The sequence below is a fragment of the Burkholderia sp. FERM BP-3421 genome, assembly GCF_028657905.1.
Classification (GTDB): Bacteria; Pseudomonadota; Gammaproteobacteria; order Burkholderiales; family Burkholderiaceae; genus Burkholderia.
Genome location: NZ_CP117782.1, coordinates 17316 through 38565, shown reverse-complemented (window position 1 = coordinate 38565; position 21250 = coordinate 17316). Strand labels below are relative to the sequence as shown.

The 21250-nt window shown below is 63.4% G+C and carries 21 protein-coding genes; 1 reads left to right on the top strand and 20 read right to left on the bottom strand.

All coding sequences use genetic code 11. From position 1 onward, the window contains the following. Positions 1 to 2 precede the first annotated feature (2 nt). From Bsp3421_RS16290 to rfbB, 13 genes are all read right to left on the bottom strand, one after another. Positions 3 to 965 carry a UDP-glucose 4-epimerase family protein gene (locus tag Bsp3421_RS16290; protein ID WP_274001579.1) on the bottom strand — a complete coding sequence of 321 codons (963 nt, stop codon included), beginning with the start codon at positions 963 to 965 and terminating at the stop codon, positions 3 to 5. Next, on the bottom strand, positions 962 to 1789 hold the full coding sequence (locus tag Bsp3421_RS16285; protein ID WP_274001577.1) for a glycosyltransferase: 828 nt from the start codon (positions 1787 to 1789) through the stop codon (positions 962 to 964). Before Bsp3421_RS16285 ends, Bsp3421_RS16290 begins: the two co-directional genes overlap by 4 nt. Positions 1790 to 1818: 29 nt before the next feature. Beyond that, positions 1819 to 2772: a glycosyltransferase family 2 protein gene (locus Bsp3421_RS16280; protein ID WP_274001574.1), complete on the bottom strand. Its 954-nt coding sequence runs from the start codon at positions 2770 to 2772 to the stop codon at positions 1819 to 1821. A gap of 103 nt (positions 2773 to 2875) precedes the next feature. Continuing rightward, positions 2876 to 4333 carry an alginate O-acetyltransferase AlgX-related protein gene (locus Bsp3421_RS16275; RefSeq protein WP_274001573.1) on the bottom strand — a complete coding sequence of 486 codons (1458 nt, stop codon included), beginning with the start codon at positions 4331 to 4333 and terminating at the stop codon, positions 2876 to 2878. 19 nt (positions 4334 to 4352) lie between these two features. After that, positions 4353 to 5783 (bottom strand): MBOAT family O-acyltransferase, encoded by a 1431-nt coding sequence (locus tag Bsp3421_RS16270; RefSeq protein WP_274001570.1) that lies wholly within the window; start codon positions 5781 to 5783, stop codon positions 4353 to 4355. Between the two features lie 65 nt (positions 5784 to 5848). Continuing rightward, positions 5849 to 6658 carry an NAD-dependent epimerase/dehydratase family protein gene (locus tag Bsp3421_RS16265; RefSeq protein WP_274001567.1) on the bottom strand — a complete coding sequence of 270 codons (810 nt, stop codon included), beginning with the start codon at positions 6656 to 6658 and terminating at the stop codon, positions 5849 to 5851. Between the two features lie 87 nt (positions 6659 to 6745). After that, positions 6746 to 8620: a rhamnan synthesis F family protein gene (locus tag Bsp3421_RS16260; protein ID WP_274001565.1), complete on the bottom strand. Its 1875-nt coding sequence runs from the start codon at positions 8618 to 8620 to the stop codon at positions 6746 to 6748. A gap of 38 nt (positions 8621 to 8658) precedes the next feature. Continuing rightward, complete coding sequence (locus Bsp3421_RS16255; RefSeq protein ID WP_274001564.1) at positions 8659 to 9411, bottom strand: ABC transporter ATP-binding protein; 753 nt, start codon at positions 9409 to 9411, stop codon at positions 8659 to 8661. Positions 9412 to 9414: 3 nt separating this feature from the next. Continuing rightward, positions 9415 to 10194: an ABC transporter permease gene (locus tag Bsp3421_RS16250; RefSeq protein ID WP_274004445.1), complete on the bottom strand. Its 780-nt coding sequence runs from the start codon at positions 10192 to 10194 to the stop codon at positions 9415 to 9417. Between the two features lie 47 nt (positions 10195 to 10241). After that, entirely contained in the window at positions 10242 to 10793 is a 552-nt protein-coding gene (rfbC, locus tag Bsp3421_RS16245; protein ID WP_274001563.1) for a dTDP-4-dehydrorhamnose 3,5-epimerase, read from the bottom strand. Further along, positions 10790 to 11671 carry a glucose-1-phosphate thymidylyltransferase RfbA gene (rfbA, locus tag Bsp3421_RS16240; RefSeq protein WP_274001560.1) on the bottom strand — a complete coding sequence of 294 codons (882 nt, stop codon included), beginning with the start codon at positions 11669 to 11671 and terminating at the stop codon, positions 10790 to 10792. The genes rfbC and rfbA overlap by 4 nt, the downstream gene beginning before the upstream one ends. A gap of 30 nt (positions 11672 to 11701) precedes the next feature. After that, positions 11702 to 12637, bottom strand: a complete 936-nt coding sequence (rfbD, locus tag Bsp3421_RS16235; protein WP_274001559.1) for a dTDP-4-dehydrorhamnose reductase — start codon at positions 12635 to 12637, stop codon at positions 11702 to 11704. Beyond that, entirely contained in the window at positions 12630 to 13682 is a 1053-nt protein-coding gene (gene rfbB / locus Bsp3421_RS16230; protein ID WP_274001558.1) for a dTDP-glucose 4,6-dehydratase, read from the bottom strand. The genes rfbD and rfbB overlap by 8 nt, the downstream gene beginning before the upstream one ends. Positions 13683 to 14024: 342 nt before the next feature. Between rfbB and Bsp3421_RS16225 the strand changes: the two genes are divergently transcribed. Further along, complete coding sequence (locus tag Bsp3421_RS16225; protein WP_274001555.1) at positions 14025 to 14861, top strand: symmetrical bis(5'-nucleosyl)-tetraphosphatase; 837 nt, start codon at positions 14025 to 14027, stop codon at positions 14859 to 14861. 24 nt (positions 14862 to 14885) lie between these two features. Here Bsp3421_RS16225 and Bsp3421_RS16220 read toward each other — a convergent pair whose 3' ends face one another. The 7 genes from Bsp3421_RS16220 to Bsp3421_RS16190 all read right to left on the bottom strand — a co-directional run bounded on the left by Bsp3421_RS16220 (position 14886) and on the right by Bsp3421_RS16190 (position 21147). Next, positions 14886 to 15737, bottom strand: a complete 852-nt coding sequence (locus Bsp3421_RS16220) for a lysophospholipid acyltransferase family protein (RefSeq protein WP_443111557.1) — start codon at positions 15735 to 15737, stop codon at positions 14886 to 14888. A gap of 13 nt (positions 15738 to 15750) precedes the next feature. Then, positions 15751 to 17028: a dihydroorotase gene (locus Bsp3421_RS16215; protein WP_274001553.1), complete on the bottom strand. Its 1278-nt coding sequence runs from the start codon at positions 17026 to 17028 to the stop codon at positions 15751 to 15753. Between the two features lie 50 nt (positions 17029 to 17078). Beyond that, the gene (locus Bsp3421_RS16210; RefSeq protein ID WP_274001551.1) at positions 17079 to 18110 is read right to left on the bottom strand and encodes an aspartate carbamoyltransferase catalytic subunit; all 1032 of its coding nucleotides are present in this window, start codon (positions 18108 to 18110) and stop codon (positions 17079 to 17081) included. A gap of 77 nt (positions 18111 to 18187) precedes the next feature. Beyond that, positions 18188 to 18706 (bottom strand): bifunctional pyr operon transcriptional regulator/uracil phosphoribosyltransferase PyrR, encoded by a 519-nt coding sequence (gene pyrR / locus Bsp3421_RS16205; protein ID WP_274001548.1) that lies wholly within the window; start codon positions 18704 to 18706, stop codon positions 18188 to 18190. Next, positions 18693 to 19133 carry a Holliday junction resolvase RuvX gene (ruvX, locus tag Bsp3421_RS16200; RefSeq protein WP_274001547.1) on the bottom strand — a complete coding sequence of 147 codons (441 nt, stop codon included), beginning with the start codon at positions 19131 to 19133 and terminating at the stop codon, positions 18693 to 18695. The genes pyrR and ruvX overlap by 14 nt, the downstream gene beginning before the upstream one ends. Continuing rightward, positions 19130 to 19708 carry a YqgE/AlgH family protein gene (locus Bsp3421_RS16195; RefSeq protein ID WP_252985023.1) on the bottom strand — a complete coding sequence of 193 codons (579 nt, stop codon included), beginning with the start codon at positions 19706 to 19708 and terminating at the stop codon, positions 19130 to 19132. The genes ruvX and Bsp3421_RS16195 overlap by 4 nt, the downstream gene beginning before the upstream one ends. Before the next feature lie 125 nt (positions 19709 to 19833). Further along, positions 19834 to 21147 carry a hypothetical protein gene (locus tag Bsp3421_RS16190; protein WP_443111556.1) on the bottom strand — a complete coding sequence of 438 codons (1314 nt, stop codon included), beginning with the start codon at positions 21145 to 21147 and terminating at the stop codon, positions 19834 to 19836. Positions 21148 to 21250: the final 103 nt, after the last annotated feature.

Below are 21250 nucleotides of genomic sequence, written 5' to 3'. Positions count from 1 at the left end.
CATCATTGAGTGCTGCGCGAACGATACCACGCGGCCGTCGCCGCCATGCCCTGCCGGGTGGTATAGGGCGGTTGCCAGCCGAGAACCTGTCGTATATGCGTGGTATCGATGTGCAGGCTGCCGGTCAACCGCTCGATGCTCGCACTGCGGCCAGTCAGCCTGCCGAGCGCTCGCAACAGACCCGGAGGCACCGGAATGAGCCGTGCCGGCTTGCCGAGCGCGTCACCGACCATTCGCAGCAGTCCCGTGACGGTCGGCGCGTCGTCGTCGGCGACGTGGAAACACCCCCCCGCCGCGCGCCGGTCGATTGCGCATTGCAGCAACGCGTCCGCAAGATTGCGGACGTAGACAACACTGCGCCGTGACTCAATTGCGCCGAGCGGCAGCGGCATGCCGCGCGACACGGCGTTCATCATCCTCAGAAAATTAGCGCGTACGCCCGGTCCGTAAACGAGCGGAGGACGAACGATGACGACGTCGAGTCCGGCCGACTCCCCGAACTGCACGAGCCTGCGCTCGGCGCGCAGCTTCGATAGTCCGTACGCGTCCCTGGGACGAGGCGCGATGTCCTCGACAAGCGGGACGTCCGCACTCCACTCGGCGATGGCCTTGATACTGCTCACGAACACGAAGCGGGTCGCGCCGCGCGCATGCGCGGCCTTTGCCACACGCAACGCACCGTCGACGTTGGTCGCGTCGAACGCTGCGCCGGCATCACGCGCCTCATCACGCATGACATGCACGCGTGCCGCCAGATGGACGACACAATCGACCTGCAGATCAGCCGGCCATGCGGCCTCCATCCCATCGAAATCCGCGGTATCGTGCACCCATTCCCGCACGCCGGGTACGCAACCGCCGGCACGGCGCGCGATCCCGGACACCGTGTGGCCCTGCGCCTGCGCCAGCGTGCACAGCGCACGCCCGACGAAGCCGTTTGCACCCGTCACGAGCAAGGCGCTCATCGCCACCTCCAGCCGTGACGATTGAAAAAGTGGAATGCGGACGCCGCGAACATCTGGATATGCTTGGCCCCCTTGCGGGCGGCCCCGCCACCAAAGTGCACGATTTTCACCGCGGGCACATAGGCGATTCGCGCTTTTTCGTGGACCCTGAGACTGAGATCGTAATCCTCGAAATACAGAAAGTAGCGTGGATCAAACCCCTGCAGCATCTGCAGCGCGGAGGTCCGGAAAAACATAAAGCACCCGCTGACGATCGGCGGATCGAGCACGACGTCGCGCTCGCCGATCACGTCCCGCATTTCGTATCCGTTCAGCCGCTTCGCGAATCGCGATCGCACCCACGCAGGCGCGAAGCCCCGGAGGAGCAGATCGAACAACGACGGATAGCGCCGGCACAGATACTGCATCCGGCCATCGTCACCCCTGACGTGCGGCGCGAGCAACCCGACATCCGGATGAGCGTTCATGAAACCGATCGCCTCCGCGAATCCCGACGCCTCCATGTCGACGTCGGGATTCAGAATCAGATGGAACGCGCTGTCCGTCTCGGCAAGCGCCAGATTGTGTCCCCTGCCATAGCCGACATTGCCGTGCCCACTGATCAGCCGAACCTCGACGTCGTCGAGATCGCGATACGGCTGAATGGCGGCGCCGGCCGCTTGATCATCGTTGTCGATCAGCGCGACCTGAACCGGGCGATCAATTGCGCCCGCTTCGCGAGCGAAACGGGCCGCGCGGCTCACGCTGTGAAGCGTGCGCTCGAGCATCGCCGGCTCGGAGCGAAACGTGACGATGGAAACCGTAACGGAAAAGCGTGGATGCATGTGTATATTTGACCTCGGCATGCAGCGAATCAGCGTTTGCCGGACCGGTTCGTCAGCCCGTGCGCGACACCGGTCGCCATCGCCGCGACTCGCCGCGCACGCGGAGACATGAACAGGCTGAAATAGGCGAACGACCCGACAGCGCGAATCATGAGCGCCATGCGCCAGCGCAACGGCAGTCGCGACATCTTCGCCACCAGCAGAGTGTTGCGGATCATGTAGTAGTCGCGTAGCGGTGAATGAACATGAATGCTGCGCCAGCGGCCGATCCAGACGCGCTGCACCTCATCACCCAATGAATGAAGCAAACCAGCCGCCCCGACTGCGAAAAGGCGATAGCCGTGCGTGCGTGCGCGAAAGCACCACTCCGTGTCGACATGATCAATGAAGAGTTCGTCGCGCATGCCGCCGATCTCGTCGAACACGGACAATACGATCAGGGTTCCCGACGAGATCAGGAAATCGACCTCCGTGATTTCGTCGCCACCGCACTGAATGCGCCGCAGCCGGACACCCCGCATCACGACGAACGATGCACGGGCGCCCGTGCGACTATCGATCGCAACCGGCCCGACCGCGCCCACTTTCACGCCTTCCCCGGTCAGATGCCGTTCGGCACCGACCAGTTGCGCCACCATATCGGGTGCCGGCTTACTGTCGTGATCGAGCAGCAGTACGTAGTGGCATCCGGCACGACGCGCATATCGGATGCCTTCGTTGTGCGCGCTCGCAATTCCGCGATTTTCGCCGAGCGGCACGACGTCCACCTGCGCGTGTTGCGCAAGTGTTTCCAGAAACCCGAGCGCCGATGGCGCCGACCCATTGTCGACGACGACGACGCGCGCCAGTTGCGGCGTCAACGCGTCGATCATCGCGCGCAGATGCTCGATATCCGGATTGAAACTTACGATGACCGCGCACACCTTGCGATCATCCGTCTGTTCGAAGCGATCCGCCTCCTGCGTCAGCGCGGTGCGCCCCATACGTCTTCCCGTGAACAATTTTTGCGACAGACGGCCCGGCTGCCAAGACCTCGTCTGACTGGCGTACCGGACCAGCGCATGATCCGGTCCATCGTTGTACGCGCTAGGATGGCCGCTTGATTTCGCTTGTCTCGATCTGAATCGAGTCGGTACCAACCGGCACGACATCAATACTACCCTTCAACTCGCTTTCGGACAGGAAGAAATAGAGGTCATTGGCACCACGTGTCACCGACTCGAAGTATTCGCGAGATTGCGTCGCGTCACGGGTCGTCAGCCTGACCGCGCCGTCCGCGGCGCTGTTCAGGCGCAGCCGGACCACGCCGGTGCGCGAACCGGACGAATGGGGACCATCAAGCGACAGGACGGCCGGTTCGCCAAGGGTGCCAAGCGCGCGGACGACCCGCATCGGATCGCCTGCGCCGGCGGCCTTCCGGAACGCCTCTTCGCCGCGCCAGTAGTAGAGATTGCCGAGCGGCGCAATCGAGAATCGCTCCGTCATCACGTAGATCACCACATCCGGACGGTATTTCTCGATGAGCGCGGGCAGGTTCAACGTATGCCCCGGGTAGAAGTGATGGTGCTCCTGGATCACCTCGCGAAACGACGCCTGCAGGTACGGCGACAGGCTGTTCCCCATCGAATCACGCAACACCAGTGCGCGTAGCTTGTTCGGCGCGCTTTGGTTACGCGTGTGTCGCGGCAAATCCAGCACATCCGTCTGCGGATTGCCGTTCAGCGATACCCAGTTGCCGTCCGCCGCCAGCATGTCGATCGACGGCGTCGGTTCGGACAGCGAGACCTCATCCCATTGATTCGGCACATGGATATTGACCATCCCATCGAACTCATTGCCGTAGGCGACATGGCTGATTGCCGTGTAAGGCTTGGTGCCGTATGCGTGGAACCCCGGCAGCTCGGTTTCGAGGCGCCTTGCAATCGGCTGCCAGGCTGCATATGCACCATAGCCGGTCCAATGGCTGTTCAGTTTCGAATAGCTCAGGCCCGACGCTTTCGCTTCGATCAGCGCACCGCGAACGTCAAGCAGTTCGTCCCCGGCGTATTTCTTGAACTGATCCAACGCGGACGGCTTCCCTTCACGCATGGCTTGCGCCCAGCGCGGCAGTTTCTCCGGGTAGATATTGGCCTTCATCGGCGCGAGTACGAACAGCAGGGGGATGTTCCGCGACTCGAGCCAATGACGCTGCGAGTCGAGCACTTCCGCCCACTGCTGCGCCTCGCCGTCGCTGATTTCGCGCGCGCGCACTGCCTGATCGAAATTCTCGTTGTGCATGTTTCCGAGAAACACCCATCCGTCCTGCCCGATACGCGCGGCATGAGGATTCGATGAAATACCAAGCCGATACAGCGTAGTCGAATACATATCGAGTGCGCCGTTCCAGACCGGATTGCTTCGCCGCACCTGCTCTTCCAGTCCCGTGACGTCGCCGCCGCGCACGTACGCGTGAAGATAGGAAGACAGCGCCGGGCTGTACAGACAGGAGACGGCGGGAATCAGCGTAGCGGCGAAAAAGGCAAGCGCTGGAAAATATCGATTCAAGGCTCTCATTTTCTACCGGTCAGAAACGGAAATACAGAAACGGGCTGAACGAGCCCGACAGAATCTTCACACTCGATATGACGAACAGCACCGACCCCGCAATCATGGCCGTGGGCATCGTCATGCCTGCGATGCGCGGCACGCACCAGGCCGACAGCTTCGCTGGCACGGGCGTCGAGAACACTGCGCCCGCGATCAGCAAGACGGCAAACAGCGGGTTCAGGTACTGATACAGCGCCGGCGACGAAAATCCGTGCAGTCCGACCATGGCCTTCCAGAACGTCAGCGCATCCGAAAAGTGCGTTGCGCGGAACAGGACCCACCCGAAGATCACGACCAGCAGGGTGTACAGATGCGAGACGGCGCGCGGCAAGCGCTCGAAGCCTCGAGCAGCGGCGCGCTCAAGCAGCAGAAAACCGCCATGCCAAAGGCCCCAGACGATGAACGTCCAGGCCGCACCGTGCCAGAGCCCCGTGAGGAAAAACACGACGATCAGATTCACGTACGTGCGCATCCTGCCCTTGCGGTTGCCGCCCAACGGAATGTACACATAGTCGCGAAACCAGAACGACAGGGTCATGTGCCAGCGACGCCAGAACTCCTGGATATTCCTGGAAATGTACGGGTAGTTGAAGTTGAGCGGGAAATCAAATCCCATCATCAACCCGAGGCCGATCGCCATCTGCGAATAGCCCCAGAAATCGAAAAAGATCTGGAAGGAATACGCCAGCGCGCCGACCCACGCCAGACCGAAATCGATCTGCGCGGGCGGCAAGGCAAAAACAGCGTCCGCCGTCATCGCGAACGTATCGGCGAACAACACCTTCTTGGCGAGCCCGAGCACGAACAGGTAGATGCCGTGCGACAGCATGTTGGCGGTCACGGTGCGCTTGCCCATCGCATGGCCGATCATGTTGTAGCGCAGGATCGGGCCTGCAACGAGCTGCGGGAACATCGTGAAATAGGTACCGACGTTGACGAGGTTCCGCGTTGCCTTGACCTCACCTCGATAGACGTCGACCACGTAGCTCAGCGCGTGGAACGTGTAGAAGCTGATGCCGAGCGGCAATGCGGCATGCACGACCGCAACGTGCACCGGCAGCCCAAGGACGTGCACGACACCGGCCAGGTTTTCCGTCAGGAACGTGATGTACTTGAAGTAGCCGAGCAGGACGAGATTGGCGCCAACACACAACGCCACCAGCATCCGAGGCCCAAGCAGAAACGCACGCCCGCGCTCGCGCGCGCGACCCACGAGCAGACCGAATGCGTAGTTGATGAGGATAGAGGCGATCAGAATCCAGATCTGCCTGTGCTCGCCCACGAAATAAAAGGCCAGCGACGCCCCGAACAGAAAAATATTCTTGTATACGACATTCCTGATGCTTCCGTATCCTACGAAAAACAATGGAAGAAACAGAAACAGAAACGAAAATGAACTGAATACCATGCCACCATCCCGGCGCTAGCGAGCCCTACATCCTCGGTGGAACCGTCGACGCATGGCTCATGTCATCATGATTGGCGGGAGCCGCCCACGGCATCCTCGAGGATGCGCACGACATCGGCATTTCCCCAGATCGCATACGAATCGTAGGGGCGCCGCGGAAACTTGTTGTACTCCGGTCGAATGCTCAACTGGCGATCTGCAATGAAACGCTCGACGGCCGTTCGCAACGCAACGGGCTGGCCGCTGCAGCAATTGATCACGCCGCGATACGCCTCCTGCGTGGATACCAGTGCGATCTGACGTCCCAAGCGGCCGACCTCGATGAAGTCGTACAGCATCTCCCCGCTATTGAGCGGGAACGTCGGCTTGTTTTCGGCTTCGGCCGCCAGCAGCTTCGCAAAAATCGAGTTGTTCCGCGTATCGTCGCCGACGATGTAGTACATTCGCAGCCATTTCCAGTCAATGCCATGCTTCTCGCACAAAAGCGAAAGCGCCTGGCGCAGGAAATTCTTGGCGACGCCATAGGGATTCAACGGATTGGTCGGCGTCTGCGCGTCCACCTCGCCGACGTGATAGCCGATCTCATGCATCGACCCGGCCACTGCGATATGTTTCAAGCCGCCCGAAATCAGCCGCTCGACGAAACGATAATGCTTCAGCGCATTGCCGATGTGGGACGGATCCTGGTGATTGAATCCAGCCTCCCACGCCAAATGGATGCACACGTCCGGACTACCGATCCGTTCGAACGTATGGACGCCTTCGTCGAAGATGTCCATCGAACGATAATCCACGCCGTCGATCATGTCCCCGGCTGAATACGTATCGCGACCAATCGCGACCACCTCGTGCCCAAACTCCACGAGCGCACGCACCACATGTCGGCCGACGTACCCGCCGGCGCCCGTAACAGTCACTCTCACTGCCACCCCCTTACTGAATCAGAGCATTATCCGACAGGTTCACCGGACAAACGCCCGGTAAACGGAACGCATGGTGCGAAACACCGGCCTGAGCATCCGGGTCACGCGCGGATGCTTGCTGCCAAAAGAGCGTTGCGCGATGCGCAGGCATGTCCCCAGCATGAATCGCAGCGAGGCGGGATGCGCATTCAGCGAGATCCAACCGATCTGATCCAGGATATTTCCGTTCGGCAACAGCCCTGCGATTCGCTGAAGCTTGTACTCAAGCTTCGTGTAGCTTGATGCCGCCATCTCGCGGTTCATCACGCAATGAACCAGGTATCCCGCATCGTGAACAGCATAGCCCATCAACCGCTCCAGCACGTGCGCGAGCCCGCCGTCCGTGTGGTCCGGTTCCGGATTGAAGTCGGTCCATTTCCACTCGTACTCGAACAGCTTTTTCAGCGCATCGGGACGGAACCAGAACATCGTCCCGTACGGCGCCAACGGCGTATAGTCGTCGCGCGGCGTGAGGATCTTGAGCTTCTTCACCCATTCCTCGACACCCGGGCGATTGGCGAACCATGCGTGGCCAAGCGTCGGATAGGCGATGTGAATAACCGGCGGCATCAGCATCCCAACGTGTGGATTGTCGTCGAAAACGCGCAACAGGTTCTCAACAAAAGCTTCGTTGTACAACAGATTTTCCAGCAGGTGCGCCTTGAACAATCGCCCCATGTTGTAGCTGTTCTGAGGCGACTTCTTCGAATGCAGGCGGCAAATATAATCATATCCGCCGTCGAGCACGACGTCCTTGCAGGTGATGAACAGCGACGACATATCGCGGCCCCGGTTTTCCTCCGTCACCCGCACCTCGTACCTCCAGCCGAGGTCGAGCGCCTTGAGCCGCTCCTCGATGTCCTGCTTCTTTTCGTCGCTGCTCGTGGTGATGTACAGATCGAACGACCGAGGGATGCGACTGATGTACGTGACCATCTCGTCGAGCATGTCCGGATAGTACAGATGCACGATCACGGCCACCCGGGTCCCAGTCTCCGCACGTGGCGCACCATCCAGTACATCGTTCAGAATGTGAAGATTGTCCAGATTGGTATACAGATTTCGCGGAACCGTTGTTCTGCTGACATTCTGCCAGATCAGTCCGGTATCGTAATCGCTTTGCTCCTCGACGATTTTGATGGCGTCTTTCAGAATGACCGCGTTCTGCTCGAGAAACAGCGGATCATGGAAAAAGAGGCGGCGCTTCAGGATCGGCGAGCGATCCTCGAGCGTCGTGACGACACTCTGGAACGTCGCATACTGAGTTGGATACGCTTCCGGGTCAAGATAGACGTCGTAGCGATAGCCCTTGCCGCTGAAGTGCGCGGTGAATTTCGACTCGTGCTGCAGAATCGAATCCTGGTAGGACTTGATCATGGGCATGTCTGCCCAGTATTTCTTGAACTCGAGCGACGTGAACAATCGCTTGCGCACGGTAATCCAGTGCGACTGGATGTGCAGCGGCAGCACGCCGCTGCCGGTAAACGGATTCGGCACCATTTCCTTGTGGGCACTGACCCCCCAGAAATCGATGTCCGAATTCCCGTCGAAATGTTCAAACATCTCCGAGAACGGGAAGATCGGGCCGAAGAACGTGTAGTTCAGCAGGATGAGTTCATCGAAGGCTTCCAGGCGGTCGATCCCGTAGGCCTCCATTGCCTCCTTGTACGCCCAGACATCAAAGCCGACGTTCTCGCGCACGAAGACCGTATCCGCAACGCTTTCCAGCGCATCACGCCCTTCAGGCTGCAGTTCCGAATTCGACACGACAAAAATTGTGTCGACATGCTCTCGAAGCGCACGCAGTTTGTGGATGATGAAATCATCGACGACCCCGTGCTCGTCATAGAACATGTAAAAGGCGATTCGCTTCATCACTTGTTCACGTAATTATTTAAATTTGCTTGACGGCGTCAGGCGCTCGTCTGTGCATGCTGCGACTCGAGATATCGACCAATGATGTCTCGCGCAGGCCCGTCACCGCGGACACAGCCACGCTCCAGCCAGATCACCCGCTCGCACATCTTCTCGAGCAGTTCCATGCTATGGGACACCAGGACCATGATGTTTGCCTGATCAATGAACTGATCCATGCGCGCGGTCGCCCGTTCGACGAACGACGCATCGCCACCCGCGAACATTTCGTCAAGGATCAGAATTTCAGGCGGCACTGCCGTCGCGATTGCGAATCCGAGCTTCATGTACATACCGGTCGAATAATATTTGACCGGCGTATCGATGAATTCCGAGAGGCCGGTAAACTCGATGACCTCACTCTCAAATTTCTCGATTGCCTTCTTGGAAAAACCAAGAATCGCACCATTCAGATAAATGTTATCCCGTCCACTCAATTCCGGCTGGAAACCCGCGCCGATCTCGAGCAAGGGCGCGATGCGCCCCTTCACGTCCAACGCGCCGCAACTCGGCGGGTAAATTCCGCAAATCGCCTTCAGCAACGTGCTCTTTCCCGCTCCGTTGTGGCCAACGATACCCACCCGCTCACCGTGGTCGATGGTCAGCGAGATGTCGCGCAACGCCCAGAAATCGTTGAAGCTTCGCTCCCGATGGCGCCCCATGCCGGCAATGATCTGCTTCAGCGACGGAGACCGGTCGTGATAAAGCCGAAATCTGACGCCTAAATCCGATATTTCAATTTTCGAATCCATGAATCACAGCCTAAAAATAATTTTTTTCGAATACCGCTGAAAAACAATCAGGCTGATCAGCGCCATAATAGCCGACGTACCACAACTCACCGCGACACTCATCGCATCCGGAAAAACTCCTTCATAGATCGGCGCACGGAAAAGTTGCACGAAGTAATACAGCGGATTGAATTTGAAATAAATTCTGTATTGCTCCGGAACAAGCGATACCGGATAAATAATCGGCGTGATGTAATAAACCGCTTGCATCAGAATCGAGATGATGTGAGCGGTATCCCGCAAATACACGAACACCACGGAAAAAATCAATGCGAGGGCACCGCCCAGCACGCCTGTAATCAGGAATGCGACAGGTAGAAACAGCAATGCCGAAGTGAGCTTCGCCCCCAGGATCAGCACGATCACGAACAGCGACACCGTGCTCAGCACACTGTCGACAAGCAGGCTGACCGCCGCCGACACCGGAAAGATGTGCTTCGGGACGTAGATCTTCTTGATGAGCCCTTCGTTGGTGATCATCGACGTGCCACCCGCCTGAATACATCCGTTCAGGAAGTTCCACGGGATAATCGCACTGAACAGAAAGATCGCATAATCCTTCAGGCCGATACGCAGCACGATCGAGAACACGACCGCGCTGACAGCAATCATCAGCAGCGGATTGACGAGCGTCCAGAGAAACCCTATGGCCGTCCGCCGGTACCGAAGCGTAAGATTCTGACTAATGAGCTGAGAAAGCACATAGCGATAGGAAACCAGCTCAGAGAAAAAACTCACAATCATCCGCAATCAAGGCTCCGGAAAATGCAAAAGATCTGACGCGCAGCGCGTCACACGAAGCAATCTGCTTCGGCCAGGGTCTTCCCGAGCTTGTCCTTCGCTGCAAGAATCGGATCGCCTTCGATCGGCCATTCGATGCCGACCGTCGAGTCGCTCCAGAGCAGGCTGCGCTCGTATTCCGGATACCAGTAATCCGTGGTCTTGTAGAGAAACTCCGCGGCTTCCGACAGAACGACGAAGCCGTGCGCAAAACCTTCAGGCACCCACAGCTGGCGCTTGTTCTCGGCAGACAGCCTCACGCCCACCCACTTGCCGAAATTCGGCGAGCTGCGGCGGATATCGACGGCGACATCGAAAACTTCCCCGGCAACGACTCGCACGAGCTTGCCCTGGGGATGCTGGATCTGATAATGGAGGCCACGCAGCACGTTGCGCGCCGAGCGAGAATGGTTGTCCTGGACGAAGGCCTGACTCACGCCGGTCGCCTCTTCGAATTCGCGGGCGTTGAAGCTCTCGAAGAAGAAGCCGCGATCGTCGCCGAACACCTTGGGTTCGAGAATCTTCACGCCCGGCAGCGTGGTGTCGATAACGGTCAGATTCATGCAATGCACTCGGCAATGATTTGATGCAGATAGGCGCCGTAGCCGTTCTTGGCAAGCGGCTTCGCAAGCGCCCGGACCTGGTCCGCGGTAATCCATTGATTGCGATACGCAATCTCTTCCGGACAGGCGACCATCAGGCCCTGACGGCGCTGGAGCGTCGCGATGAACGTCGCGGCGTCGAGCAGCGATTCGTGCGTGCCCGTATCCAGCCACGCGTATCCACGCCCCATGATCTCGACATTGAGCCCGCCTTTTTCCAGGTAGCACCGGTTTACGTCGGTAATCTCGAGTTCGCCGCGCGCGGATGGCTTGATGCTCTTCGCAATGTCGCACACCTGATTGTCGTAAAAGTACAGCCCGGTAACCGCGTAGTTCGATCGCGGTGCGGCCGGCTTCTCTTCGAGCGACAGGGCCTGGAATTGCTCGTCGAACTCGACGACGCCGTAGCGCTCGGGATCTTGAACGTGGTAGGCGAATACGGTCGCCCCGTCGGTGCGTGCGTCAGCGCGCTTGAGTTGGGCAACCAGCTCGTGGCCGTGAAAGATGTTGTCGCCGAGAATCAGGGCCGATGGCGAGTTGTCCAGAAATTTTTCGCCAATCAGAAATGCCTGCGCCAGACCGTCGGGCGAAGGCTGCTCCGCGTATTGCAGATTGAGCCCCCACTGGGACCCGTCACCCAGCATCTGCGCAAACCTCGGGGTGTCGGCGGGCGTCGAAATGATGAGGATGTCGCGGATGCCCGAGAGCATCAGCGTGCTCAGCGGGTAATAAATCATGGGCTTGTCGTAGACCGGCAGGAGCTGCTTCGATACCGAATGCGTGATCGGGTAGAGGCGCGTGCCTGACCCACCCGCCAGAACGATTCCTTTACGTTTCATTTTTGATTCTCCAAACTTGTGGCGACACGATCATCTGTCAGCCATCATCGCCGCAATCTCGGTCACCTGGGCGAGCATCTGATCGACGCCCACCTGCCACGCCGGCAAGCTCAACTCAAGGTTTTGCCGCAATTTCGTCGTATCGAGACGAGAATTCTTCGGACGCAATGCCGACGTCGGATACTCCGACGTGCTGACCGCCTTGATGTCCTCCGCCTTCGCCTGCGTCACCAATCCAGCATCCCGCACCGTCGCAATGACGTGGCGCGCGTATTCGAACCAGGATGTCTCGCCCTGCGCCGTCAGGTGATACACCCCATCCTGCGCGACATCGATGCGCCCGTCCAGATAGCGGCGAATGGCGTGTGCCGTCACGTCGGCAGTCAGTGCGGTCGAGGTCGGCGTGCCGAATTGATCGGCCACCACTCGCAACTCAGGCGTGCGGCGCGCAGCCTGAATGATTTGTTTGGGAAAATTGACGCCATGCACGCCGAACGCCCAGCTGGTCCTGAAAATCAGATGCCGGCATCCCGCCCGGCCTACCGCCCGCTCGCCTTCCAATTTGGTCGCGCCATACACGGAAAGTGGATTCGGCTCGTCGCTTTCCACGTAGCGCCCGGCCTTCTGTCCGTCAAAAACATAGTCGGTCGAGTAATGGACGAGCAAGCTCCCCAATGCGGCCGCCTCCTCGGCGAACACGCCGGGTGCCTGCGCATTGACCGCGCGCGCGACGTCCGGGGCCTTTTCCGCCTGATCGACGGCCGTGTAGGCGCCCGCATTCACAATGACGTCCGGGCGCAGTTCGCGCACCAGCCGGCGAATCGCGTCCGCGTCGGCCAGATCGCAACGCGCGCGCCCAACCCCGATGACCTGGCCCAGCGGCGCCAAACTGCGCAACAGTTCGAAACCCGCCTGGCCGTTCGCACCTGTAACGAGGAATACCGGACCAGCACGCTCCTTAACCATTGCTGGCCCCCCCCCACTTCGCGTATTCGCCGGATACAACCTCCTCGACCCACGCCTCGTGATCGAGATACCACCGGACGGTCTTCGCCAAACCCGTCTCGAACGTTTCAGCAGGCTTCCAGCCCAGTTCGCGCTCGAGCTTCCGCGCATCGATCGCATAACGGCGATCATGGCCCGGGCGATCCGTCACGTACGTGATCTGGTCGCGATACGAACCGGCCGCCTTCGGCCGCGCCTTGTCGAGCAGGTCGCACAAGGTATGCACGACATCGAGGTTCTTCTTCTCGTTCCAGCCGCCGACATTGTAGGTCTCGCCTGGCACGCCGCGCGCGAGCACCTCGCGGATCGCGCTGCAGTGATCTCCGACGTACAGCCAGTCGCGCACGTTCTGCCCATCGCCATACACCGGCAGCGGCTTGCCCGCGAGCGCACTCGCAATCATCAGCGGAATGAGTTTTTCCGGGAACTGGTACGGACCGTAGTTGTTCGAACAGTTCGTCGTGAGCGTCGGCAGGCCATACGTGTGATGATAGGCGCGCACCAGATGGTCAGAGCCGGCCTTCGTCGCGGAATACGGGCTGTTCGGCGCGTACGGCGTCGCTTCGGAAAACTGCGGATCGGTCGAGGACAGCGAACCGAACACCTCGTCGGTCGATACGTGCAGAAAACGGAACGTCGCCTTGCCTGCGTCGCTCAAGCCGTTCCAGTACTGGCGCGTCGCTTCCAGCAGGGTGAACGTGCCGACGACATTGGTCTGCACAAAATCGGCAGGCCCGTGAATCGAACGATCAACATGACTTTCGGCGGCGAAATGCAAAACAGCGCGCGGCTTGTGTTCGGCGAGCAATGCGTCGAGCGCGGCCCGATCGCAGATGTCAACTCGCGCAAACACGTGCGCCGGGTTGCCCTCCAACGATCTCAGCGTTCGCAGGTTGCCTGCGTAGGTCAGCTTGTCGACGTTGAGCACCGCTTCGTCGGATTGGTTCAACCAGTCGAGTACAAAGTTGGCACCGATAAAACCCGCGCCGCCCGTAACCAGGATCATGAGGCTCCCTCTAGTAATGCGAGGCGGACGCGCGGAGCGCGCCGCCGAAAAGATTTCTCAAAGTAGTGAGGTCACAGACCTCGACCACTCAGGCCCGGCATTTTAACCGCTGAGCGAGCCGTCCCAAGTCATCAGATGTTAATTTTCGGGGGGAAAGCAACGATTATAAGAAGTCGGCCCATGCAAAAGCCATGCCGCTAACAACTTGATACAGCGCTCCGGACCCGACAGGAACAAGAAAATACACGTCGAATCAAATGGTTATCGTGGTGCAAATATTGCATCCCGACCCGGTTGCAACGATCATTCTTCTATTGCCACCACCTGCTCGCATCATCCGCCATGACGTCAACCCCCATCGCCATCGGCGACCTCCAGGGCTGCCACGCCGCCCTGCAAACCCTGCTCGACACGCTCGCCCCCGCCTCCGACACCCCGCTCTGGTTCGCCGGCGACCTCGTCAATCGCGGCCCGGCCTCGCTCGCCACGCTGCGCGAGGTCATCGCGCTCGGCCCGCGCGCCACGGCCGTGCTCGGCAATCACGACCTGCACCTGCTGTCGGTCGCGGCCGGCATCCGCACGCTCAAGCCCGGCGACACGATCGGCGAGATCCTGGCCGCGCCGGACGCCCCCGACCTGCTCGACTGGGTGCGGCAGCGGCCGTTCGCGCATGCCGGGCCGGGCATGCTGATGGTCCACGCCGGGCTGCTGCCGCAATGGGACATGACGCTCGCGCTGGAGCTCGCCGACGAACTGCAGCGCGCGTTGCGCGGGCCGGACTGGGTCGACACGCTGCGCAACCTGTACGGCAACGAGCCGAACCGGTGGCATCCCGATCTGAAGAAAAAGGACCGGCTGCGCGTGGCCTTCAACGCGTTCACCCGGATCCGCTTCTGCACGCCCGACGGCGCGATGGAGTTCCGCGCGAACGGCGGGCCCGCCGCCGCGCCCGCCGGCTACCTGCCCTGGTTCGACGCGCCCGAGCGGCGCAGCGCCGACATCACGGTGGTGTTCGGCCACTGGGCCGCACTCGGCCTGATGCTGCGCGACACGCTCGTCGCGCTGGATTCGGGCTGCGTCTGGGGCAACCAGTTGTCGGCCGTCGTGCTCGACGCCGATCCGGCGCGGCGCACCGTGACGCAGGTGGCCTGCGCGTCATGCGGGGCGGCCGGCGAATAGCCCGTCGCCGCGCGCAGCGAGCGCTCAGCCTTCGCCGCGCGTCAGCGTTTCCGCCCCTGCCTCCTGCGCCGGCGCGTCGGCCGGAACGGCAACCCGCGCGGCCGCCGCAAAACGCGCGCGCGCCGCATCGCCCGGCCGCGCGCACTTTTCCTGCAACACCGCGAGCGACGCCGCCACCGATTGCTGCGCGCGCGCGGCCAGCTCGCGCCGGTCCGCCCCCGGATCGAGCGGGGCGCCGACGTACAGGTGCGCGGTCAACGGGCCGTCACGCAGCACCCGGCCCAGCGATTCGCCGAGCGACATCTCGCCGATATAGGCCGGCGCGAGCGACTGCCGCCCCTGTCCGTCTTCATACATCAGGCAAACCGGTTGCACGGGGCAGCCGGCCGACACGGCGGCCTGGAACAGGTTCGCATGAAACGGCAGCAGTTCGACGCCGTCGGACGTCGTCCCTTCCGGAAACACGCAGATGAGCCCGCCGCCCTGCATCCGCTCGGCCAGCTCGTGCATGATCCGCCGCGCCTCGCTGCGCTTCTCGCGCTGGATGAACACGGTGCCCAGCCGTTCCGCGAGCCAGCCGACCACCGGCCACTGCCGCACCTCCGCCTTCGACACGAACGGCGTCGGACGCCAGGCATTGATCACGTAGATGTCGAGCCACGACACATGGTTGCCCACCACGAGCGCACGCGCGTCGAGCCGCGCGTCGTCGTTGTGCACGACGAGCCGCATGCCGCACAGCCGCAGCATCTTCTCGGTCCACGCCCGCGTGAGCTGCTGGCGGCGCGCGGGGGTCGCGCGCCCGAAGCACAGCGCGATGGTCGCCATGCCGCGCAGCAGGTGAAGCACGAGACGCGCCTTGCGCAGAGCGTTCATCGCGGCGCCCCGCTCAATGCCGCTCGAACGCCACGTGGCCCGCGACGAGCGTCGCGCGCACCCGGGCGGGCAGCTCGTAGCCGAGGAATGGCGTGTTGTGCCCCTGGCTCTTCAGCACGCGCGGCTCGACGCGCCAGTGTGCGCGCGGATCGAACACGCACAGGTCCGCCGCGCCGCCCACCGCGAGCCGGCCGGCCGGCAGCTTCAGCACGTCCGCCGGCGCCGCGCTGATCCGGTTCAGCGCGCGCGCGAGCGGCACGCCGGCCTCGTCCGCCCACTTCACGGTCAGCGACAGCAGCAGCTCGAGCCCCGTCGCGCCCGGCGTGGCCTCGGCGAACGGCAGCAGCTTCTCGTCGTCGTCGACCGGCGTGTGATCCGAACAGATCGCGTCGATCGTGCCGTCCGCGACCGCCGCGCGGATCGCCTCGCGATCCCGCTCGCCGCGCAGCGGCGGATCGAGGCGGAACTGCGCGTCGAAGTAGCCGATGTCGACGTCGATCAGGTGCAGGTGATTCGCGCTCACGTCGCAAGTCACCGGCAGCCCTTCCGCCTTCGCGGCGCGCACGAGCGCGATGCCGGCCGCCGACGACAGCCGCGCCACGTGCACGCGCGCGCCCGTCACGCGCATCAGCTCGAACAGCGTGTGCAGCGCGATCGTCTCGGCCGACACCGGCACGCCCGACAGGCCGAGCCGCGACGCGAGCGCCCCGCTCGCCGCGACGCCGCCCTTCGCGAGAAACGCGTCGAGCGGGCGCAGCCACACGGTGTAGCCGTAGGTGCTCGCGTATTGCAGGGCGCGCAGCTGCACCTGCGTGTCGACGATTGGCACATTGGCCTGCGTGAAGCCGACGCAACCCGATTCGGTCAGCTCGACCATCTCGGTGATCACCTCGCCCTTCAGGCCGACGGTCAGCGCGCCGAGCGGATAAACGTGCGCCTGGTGCAGGTTGCGGGCGCGGAACTTGAGCATCTCGACGAGCCCGGGCTCGTCGAGCACGGGATCGGTGTCGGGCGAACACACGAGACTCGTCACGCCGCCCGCGACGGCCGCGGCCATCTCGGACGCGAGCGTCGCCTTGTGTTCGTAGCCGGGCTCGCGCAGACGCGCCGACAGGTCGACGAAACCCGGCGCGACGATGAGGCCGCTCGCGTCGATCGTCTTCGCCGCCGTGAAATCGGCCGGCGCCACGCCGATCGCGGCGATCTTGCCGGCGGCGACGAACACGTCGGCCCGTTGTTCGGTGCCCGCGACCGGATCGATCAGCGTGCCGCCTTTGATATGAATCTTCATGCGCTGCCTGTTGATTCGTTGAAGTCGTTGAAGTCGGGAGAGCGGCGGCGTCAGTCGTGGTTGCCCGCGACGATGCCCATCACCGCCATGCGCACCGCGATGCCGAACGTGACCTGGTTCAGGATCACCGACTGCGGGCCGTCCGCGACCTGCGAGTCGATCTCGACGCCGCGGTTCATCGGCCCCGGGTGCATCACGATCGCGTCGGGCGCGGCAAGCGCGAGGCGCTCGGGCGTGAGGCCCCAGCTCTTGAAATACTCCTGCGCGGACGGCAGCAGCGCGCCGCTCATCCGTTCGTTCTGCAGGCGCAGCATGATGATCACGTCGACGCCGCGCAGCCCTTCGTCGAGGTTGTGGAACACCTTCACGCCCATCTGCTCGAGGCCGCCCGGCAGCAGCGTGCGCGGGCCGATCGCGCGCACTTCGGGCACGCCGAGCGTGGTCAGCGCGTGGATGTCGGAGCGCGCGACGCGCGAATGCAGGATGTCGCCGACGATCGCGACGCGCAGCTGCGTGAAGTCGCGCTTGTAGTGGCGGATCGTGTACATGTCGAGCAGGCCCTGCGTCGGATGCGCGTGGCGGCCGTCGCCGGCGTTGACCACGTGCACGTGCGGCGCGCAGTGCTCGGCGATCAGGTACGGCGCGCCGCTCGATGCATGGCGCACGACGAACAGGTCGGCATGCATCGCCGACAGGTTGTTGATCGTGTCGAGCAGCGATTCGCCCTTGCTCGTCGACGAGGCGTTGATGTTCAGGTTCAGCACGTCGGCCGACAGGCGCTTCGCGGCGATCTCGAAGGTCGTGCGGGTGCGCGTCGAGTTCTCGAAGAACAGGTTGAACACCGACTTGCCGCGCAACAGCGGCACCTTCTTCACTTCGCGGTCGGTCACGCTGACGAACTGCTCGGCGGTGTCGAGGAGATGCGTGACGATCGAGCGCGGCAGGCCTTCGATCGACAGCAGATGCTTGAGCTCGCCGTTTTTCGTGAGCTGCGGGTTGCCCTTCAGGAAACCGTAGCGGAAACGTTCGGCGGGCGCGGCCGCGGCGGAGCCGCCCGGGCGGCCGGTGGTGTCGAGGGTCATGGTAGGCGTGATTCCAACGTGATGCTGATCTGCGGTGCTGGGTCCGGGCGCGCCCGGACGATCCGGATGCGGCGCGCTTATGCGGTGCGCGCCTCGGTGCGAAGCGTGAAACGCGCGTCGGCGGTGCGTTCGAGCACGAGCGTCGCGTCGGCGGGCACGTCGAGCGCGCCGCCGACGAAACGCGCGGCCACCGGAAGCTCGCGGCCGCCGCGATCCGCGAGCACCGCGAGCTCGACGGCCGCCGGCCGGCCGTAGTCGTACAGTTCGTTCAATGCGGCGCGCACGGTGCGGCCGGTATGGAGCACGTCGTCGACGAGCACGATGCGGCGCGCATCCACCTCGAACGGCAGCGAGGTGGGGCTCGCCTGGCTGTGCAGGCCTTTCTTCGCGTAGTCGTCGCGATGCAGCGCGACGTTGACGACGCCGAAGCCCGGCGCGCCCAGGTCGCGCGCGAGGCGCTCGGCGAGCCAGGCGCCGCCGCTGTGGATGCCCGCGAGCACGGGACCCGCCGGATCGGCGAACGCGGCCGCGCCGTGGGCGCCGCGGATCTGGTCGAGCAAGGCGCGATAAAGCGCCTCGGCGTCAATTGAACTCATGATGATCGGACAACTGGTCGAGATACTGTTGAAGAATCACGCTGGCCGCCTCCGCGTCGATCGGGCCGACCCGTTCGCCGCGCGCCCGCGCGCCCGCGCGCGCGTCGACCGACGAGTAGCGCTCGTCGACCCAGCTCACCGGCAGGTTGAAACGGCCGTTCAACTGGTTGCCGAAACGCCGCGCCAGCTGGGTCATTTCATGCGCAGCGCCGTCGGGATGGAGCGGCAGGCCGACCACGAGCGCGTCGGGACGCCATTCGGCGATCAGCCCGCCGATCGCCTTGAAACGGTGCTCGCGGTTCAGGTTCGGGATGATGGTGAGCGCGCGCGCGGAGCGGGTCAGCGTGTTGCCGATCGCGACGCCGATGCGTTTTTCACCGTAGTCGAACGCGAGGAGCGTCGCATCGCGCGAGCCCGCCGCGCTCATGCGTGCCCTGCCTCGCCGGAAAGCATCGAGGAACTGACGCCGAGCAGCCCGAGCGCGGCTTCGAAGCGCTCCTCGGCCGGCGTGTCGAACACGATCTTCGGATCCGCCTCGACGGTGAGCCAGCCGTTCTTCGAGATTTCCTCTTCGAGCTGACCCGCGCCCCAGCCTGCGTGACCCAGCGTCAGCAGGAAGCGCTTCGGGCCGGTGCCGGTGGCGACCGCCTCGAGCACGTCCTTCGAGGTGGTCATTTCGAGGCCGCCCTCGACGCTCATCGACGAGCTGTACGAACTGCCCTCGACCGGCTCGTGCAGCACGAAGCCGCGCTCAGTCTGCACCGGGCCGCCGAAGTACACGGGGATATGCAGGAGCGGTTCGATCTCGAGCTTCAGGTCGATACGGTTGAACAGCGATTCGAGGTCGATATCGGTCGGACGATTGATGACGAGGCCGAGCGCGCCGCGTTCGCTGTGATCGCAAAGATAGACCACCGTTCCCGAGAACGTCGGATCGGCCATGTTGGGCATGGCGATCAGGAACTGGTTGGTGAGATTGATGCGATCGGAACTCTTGGACATGGTTTGAATTTTAGCAAAGACTCGCGGCGCGGCGGCGCCACGGGTCAAGATGGCAGAGTACGTTGCACTCTATCACGCGTTCGAGTCGGACCGGCGTCGCTTCGCGCGACGCGCGAAGCGACCCGTCAGGCCTGCGCGGGCGGGCGCGCGAGCAGGTCGGCGAGCGACCAGCACACCGTCGACAGGCCGCTCGGCGCGACGCCCGCCGCGATCTTGTGCAGCGCCGCCCGCAGCGCCTCGGCCGCGCGCGCGACCACCGCCGCGCCGGCCGCGTCGGGCGGGCCCGCGAGCGCGCGCCGCCGCCAGGCGAGACCGAGCGCGTCGGCGAGCAGCGCGAGATGGCCGAGCCCGAGCGCGCCCGCCGCCGCACCGACCCGGTAGGCGGCATCGGCCGCGCGCAGCGCGGTCCCGGCATCCGCCGCGCGGATCTCGCCCGCCAGCTCGGCCATCGACGCATCGGCCGTCTGCAGGAAATCCTCGTAGGCGTACGCATTGACGGTCACGACGCCCAGCTCGCGGGTCGGCGCGTCCTCCAGCGCGGCGCGCTCCGCCCGCGCGGCGTCCGCTTCCCACAGCGTCTCGGACGCCTGCGTGGCCGCCACATGCCAGTCGACCGTCAGGCCGTAGTCACGCAGCAGCTCGACGTCGTCGGCATCCTCCGCCGCAGCGCCGTAAAGCGCGTAATCGCGCCATATCAGCGCGAGCGTCTCGCGCACCAGCACGGGCGATGCCACGCGCAGGCCGCGCGCCTGCTCGCCCAGCAGCAGGTTGCAGCGCGCGAGAAAGCGCTTCAGCTCGGCCGCGCCGCTCACCCGCAGCGCGTGCGCGCACGCGCCCGCGAGACGCCAATAGTCATAGGGGAGCGGACCGGACAGCGCCGCCGCGCAGGCGGCGATCTCGTCCAGGGCTGCGTCGGGCGGCGCCTGCGGCGCGCGCAGCACGGCCAGCAACGCCTGCTCGAAGCGGGCCCGGACATGCAGGAACGCGTGGTCCGGCAAGGTGTGAAGCGTGGCGGGCGGCACCGGCCGCCCGGCGAGCGCGAGCGCGTCGTGCGGCGTGTCGGTGCGCAGGTCGCGCGCGACCTGGGTGCGCAGCGCGTGATAGTGCTCGAACAGGACTGGCGAGCAGGCCAGCTCGCGCAGATTGTGGCGCGCCACCGCGAGCCGGAACGCGCGCAGCGCCGCATGGAACGCCATCGGCGATACGTCGGCGGCCGCGAACGGCGCGGCGTGCGACAGCGCGACCACGAAGCGGTGCGCGGCCAGCCAGCCCGCATCGCGCAGCGCCGCCGCCGCGACGCCAAGCGGCGCCGCCGGCGACGACTCGCGCTCGAAGGCGTCGGCCGCCTCGCGCAGCGCGGCTTCCGCTACGCGCACTGCGCCCCCCCGCGGATTGGGCAGGGCTTCAAGCACCGCTTGCGTGATCGGATCGGAACTCATGCGCGCGCTTTCACCTCCCGGCAAGCCGGATCATCGCGTGACGCGCGGTCGACCCCTTCCTGACGCGCGTCGCGCACGGGCTGCCGGCGCCCACCACGGACAC

Excerpts from the sequence above, each read along its gene's own strand:
- Bsp3421_RS16290 (WP_274001579.1), bottom strand. The coding sequence starts at position 965 with ATGAGCGCCTTGCTCGTGACGGGTGCAAACGGCTTCGTCGGGCGTGCG.
- Bsp3421_RS16285 (WP_274001577.1), bottom strand. The coding sequence starts at position 1,789 with ATGCATCCACGCTTTTCCGTTACGGTTTCCATCGTCACGTTTCGCTCC.
- Bsp3421_RS16280 (WP_274001574.1), bottom strand. The coding sequence starts at position 2,772 with ATGGGGCGCACCGCGCTGACGCAGGAGGCGGATCGCTTCGAACAGACG.
- Bsp3421_RS16270 (WP_274001570.1), bottom strand. The coding sequence starts at position 5,783 with ATGGTATTCAGTTCATTTTCGTTTCTGTTTCTGTTTCTTCCATTGTTT.
- Bsp3421_RS16260 (WP_274001565.1), bottom strand. The coding sequence starts at position 8,620 with ATGAAGCGAATCGCCTTTTACATGTTCTATGACGAGCACGGGGTCGTC.
- Bsp3421_RS16255 (WP_274001564.1), bottom strand. The coding sequence starts at position 9,411 with ATGGATTCGAAAATTGAAATATCGGATTTAGGCGTCAGATTTCGGCTT.
- Bsp3421_RS16250 (WP_274004445.1), bottom strand. The coding sequence starts at position 10,194 with ATGATTGTGAGTTTTTTCTCTGAGCTGGTTTCCTATCGCTATGTGCTT.
- rfbC (WP_274001563.1), bottom strand. The coding sequence starts at position 10,793 with ATGAATCTGACCGTTATCGACACCACGCTGCCGGGCGTGAAGATTCTC.
- rfbA (WP_274001560.1), bottom strand. The coding sequence starts at position 11,671 with ATGAAACGTAAAGGAATCGTTCTGGCGGGTGGGTCAGGCACGCGCCTC.
- rfbD (WP_274001559.1), bottom strand. The coding sequence starts at position 12,637 with ATGGTTAAGGAGCGTGCTGGTCCGGTATTCCTCGTTACAGGTGCGAAC.
- rfbB (WP_274001558.1), bottom strand. The coding sequence starts at position 13,682 with ATGATCCTGGTTACGGGCGGCGCGGGTTTTATCGGTGCCAACTTTGTA.
- Bsp3421_RS16225 (WP_274001555.1), top strand. The coding sequence starts at position 14,025 with ATGACGTCAACCCCCATCGCCATCGGCGACCTCCAGGGCTGCCACGCC.
- Bsp3421_RS16220 (WP_443111557.1), bottom strand. The coding sequence starts at position 15,737 with ATGAACGCTCTGCGCAAGGCGCGTCTCGTGCTTCACCTGCTGCGCGGC.
- Bsp3421_RS16215 (WP_274001553.1), bottom strand. The coding sequence starts at position 17,028 with ATGAAGATTCATATCAAAGGCGGCACGCTGATCGATCCGGTCGCGGGC.
- Bsp3421_RS16210 (WP_274001551.1), bottom strand. The coding sequence starts at position 18,110 with ATGACCCTCGACACCACCGGCCGCCCGGGCGGCTCCGCCGCGGCCGCG.
- pyrR (WP_274001548.1), bottom strand. The coding sequence starts at position 18,706 with ATGAGTTCAATTGACGCCGAGGCGCTTTATCGCGCCTTGCTCGACCAG.
- ruvX (WP_274001547.1), bottom strand. The coding sequence starts at position 19,133 with ATGAGCGCGGCGGGCTCGCGCGATGCGACGCTCCTCGCGTTCGACTAC.
- Bsp3421_RS16195 (WP_252985023.1), bottom strand. The coding sequence starts at position 19,708 with ATGTCCAAGAGTTCCGATCGCATCAATCTCACCAACCAGTTCCTGATC.
- Bsp3421_RS16190 (WP_443111556.1), bottom strand. The coding sequence starts at position 21,147 with ATGAGTTCCGATCCGATCACGCAAGCGGTGCTTGAAGCCCTGCCCAAT.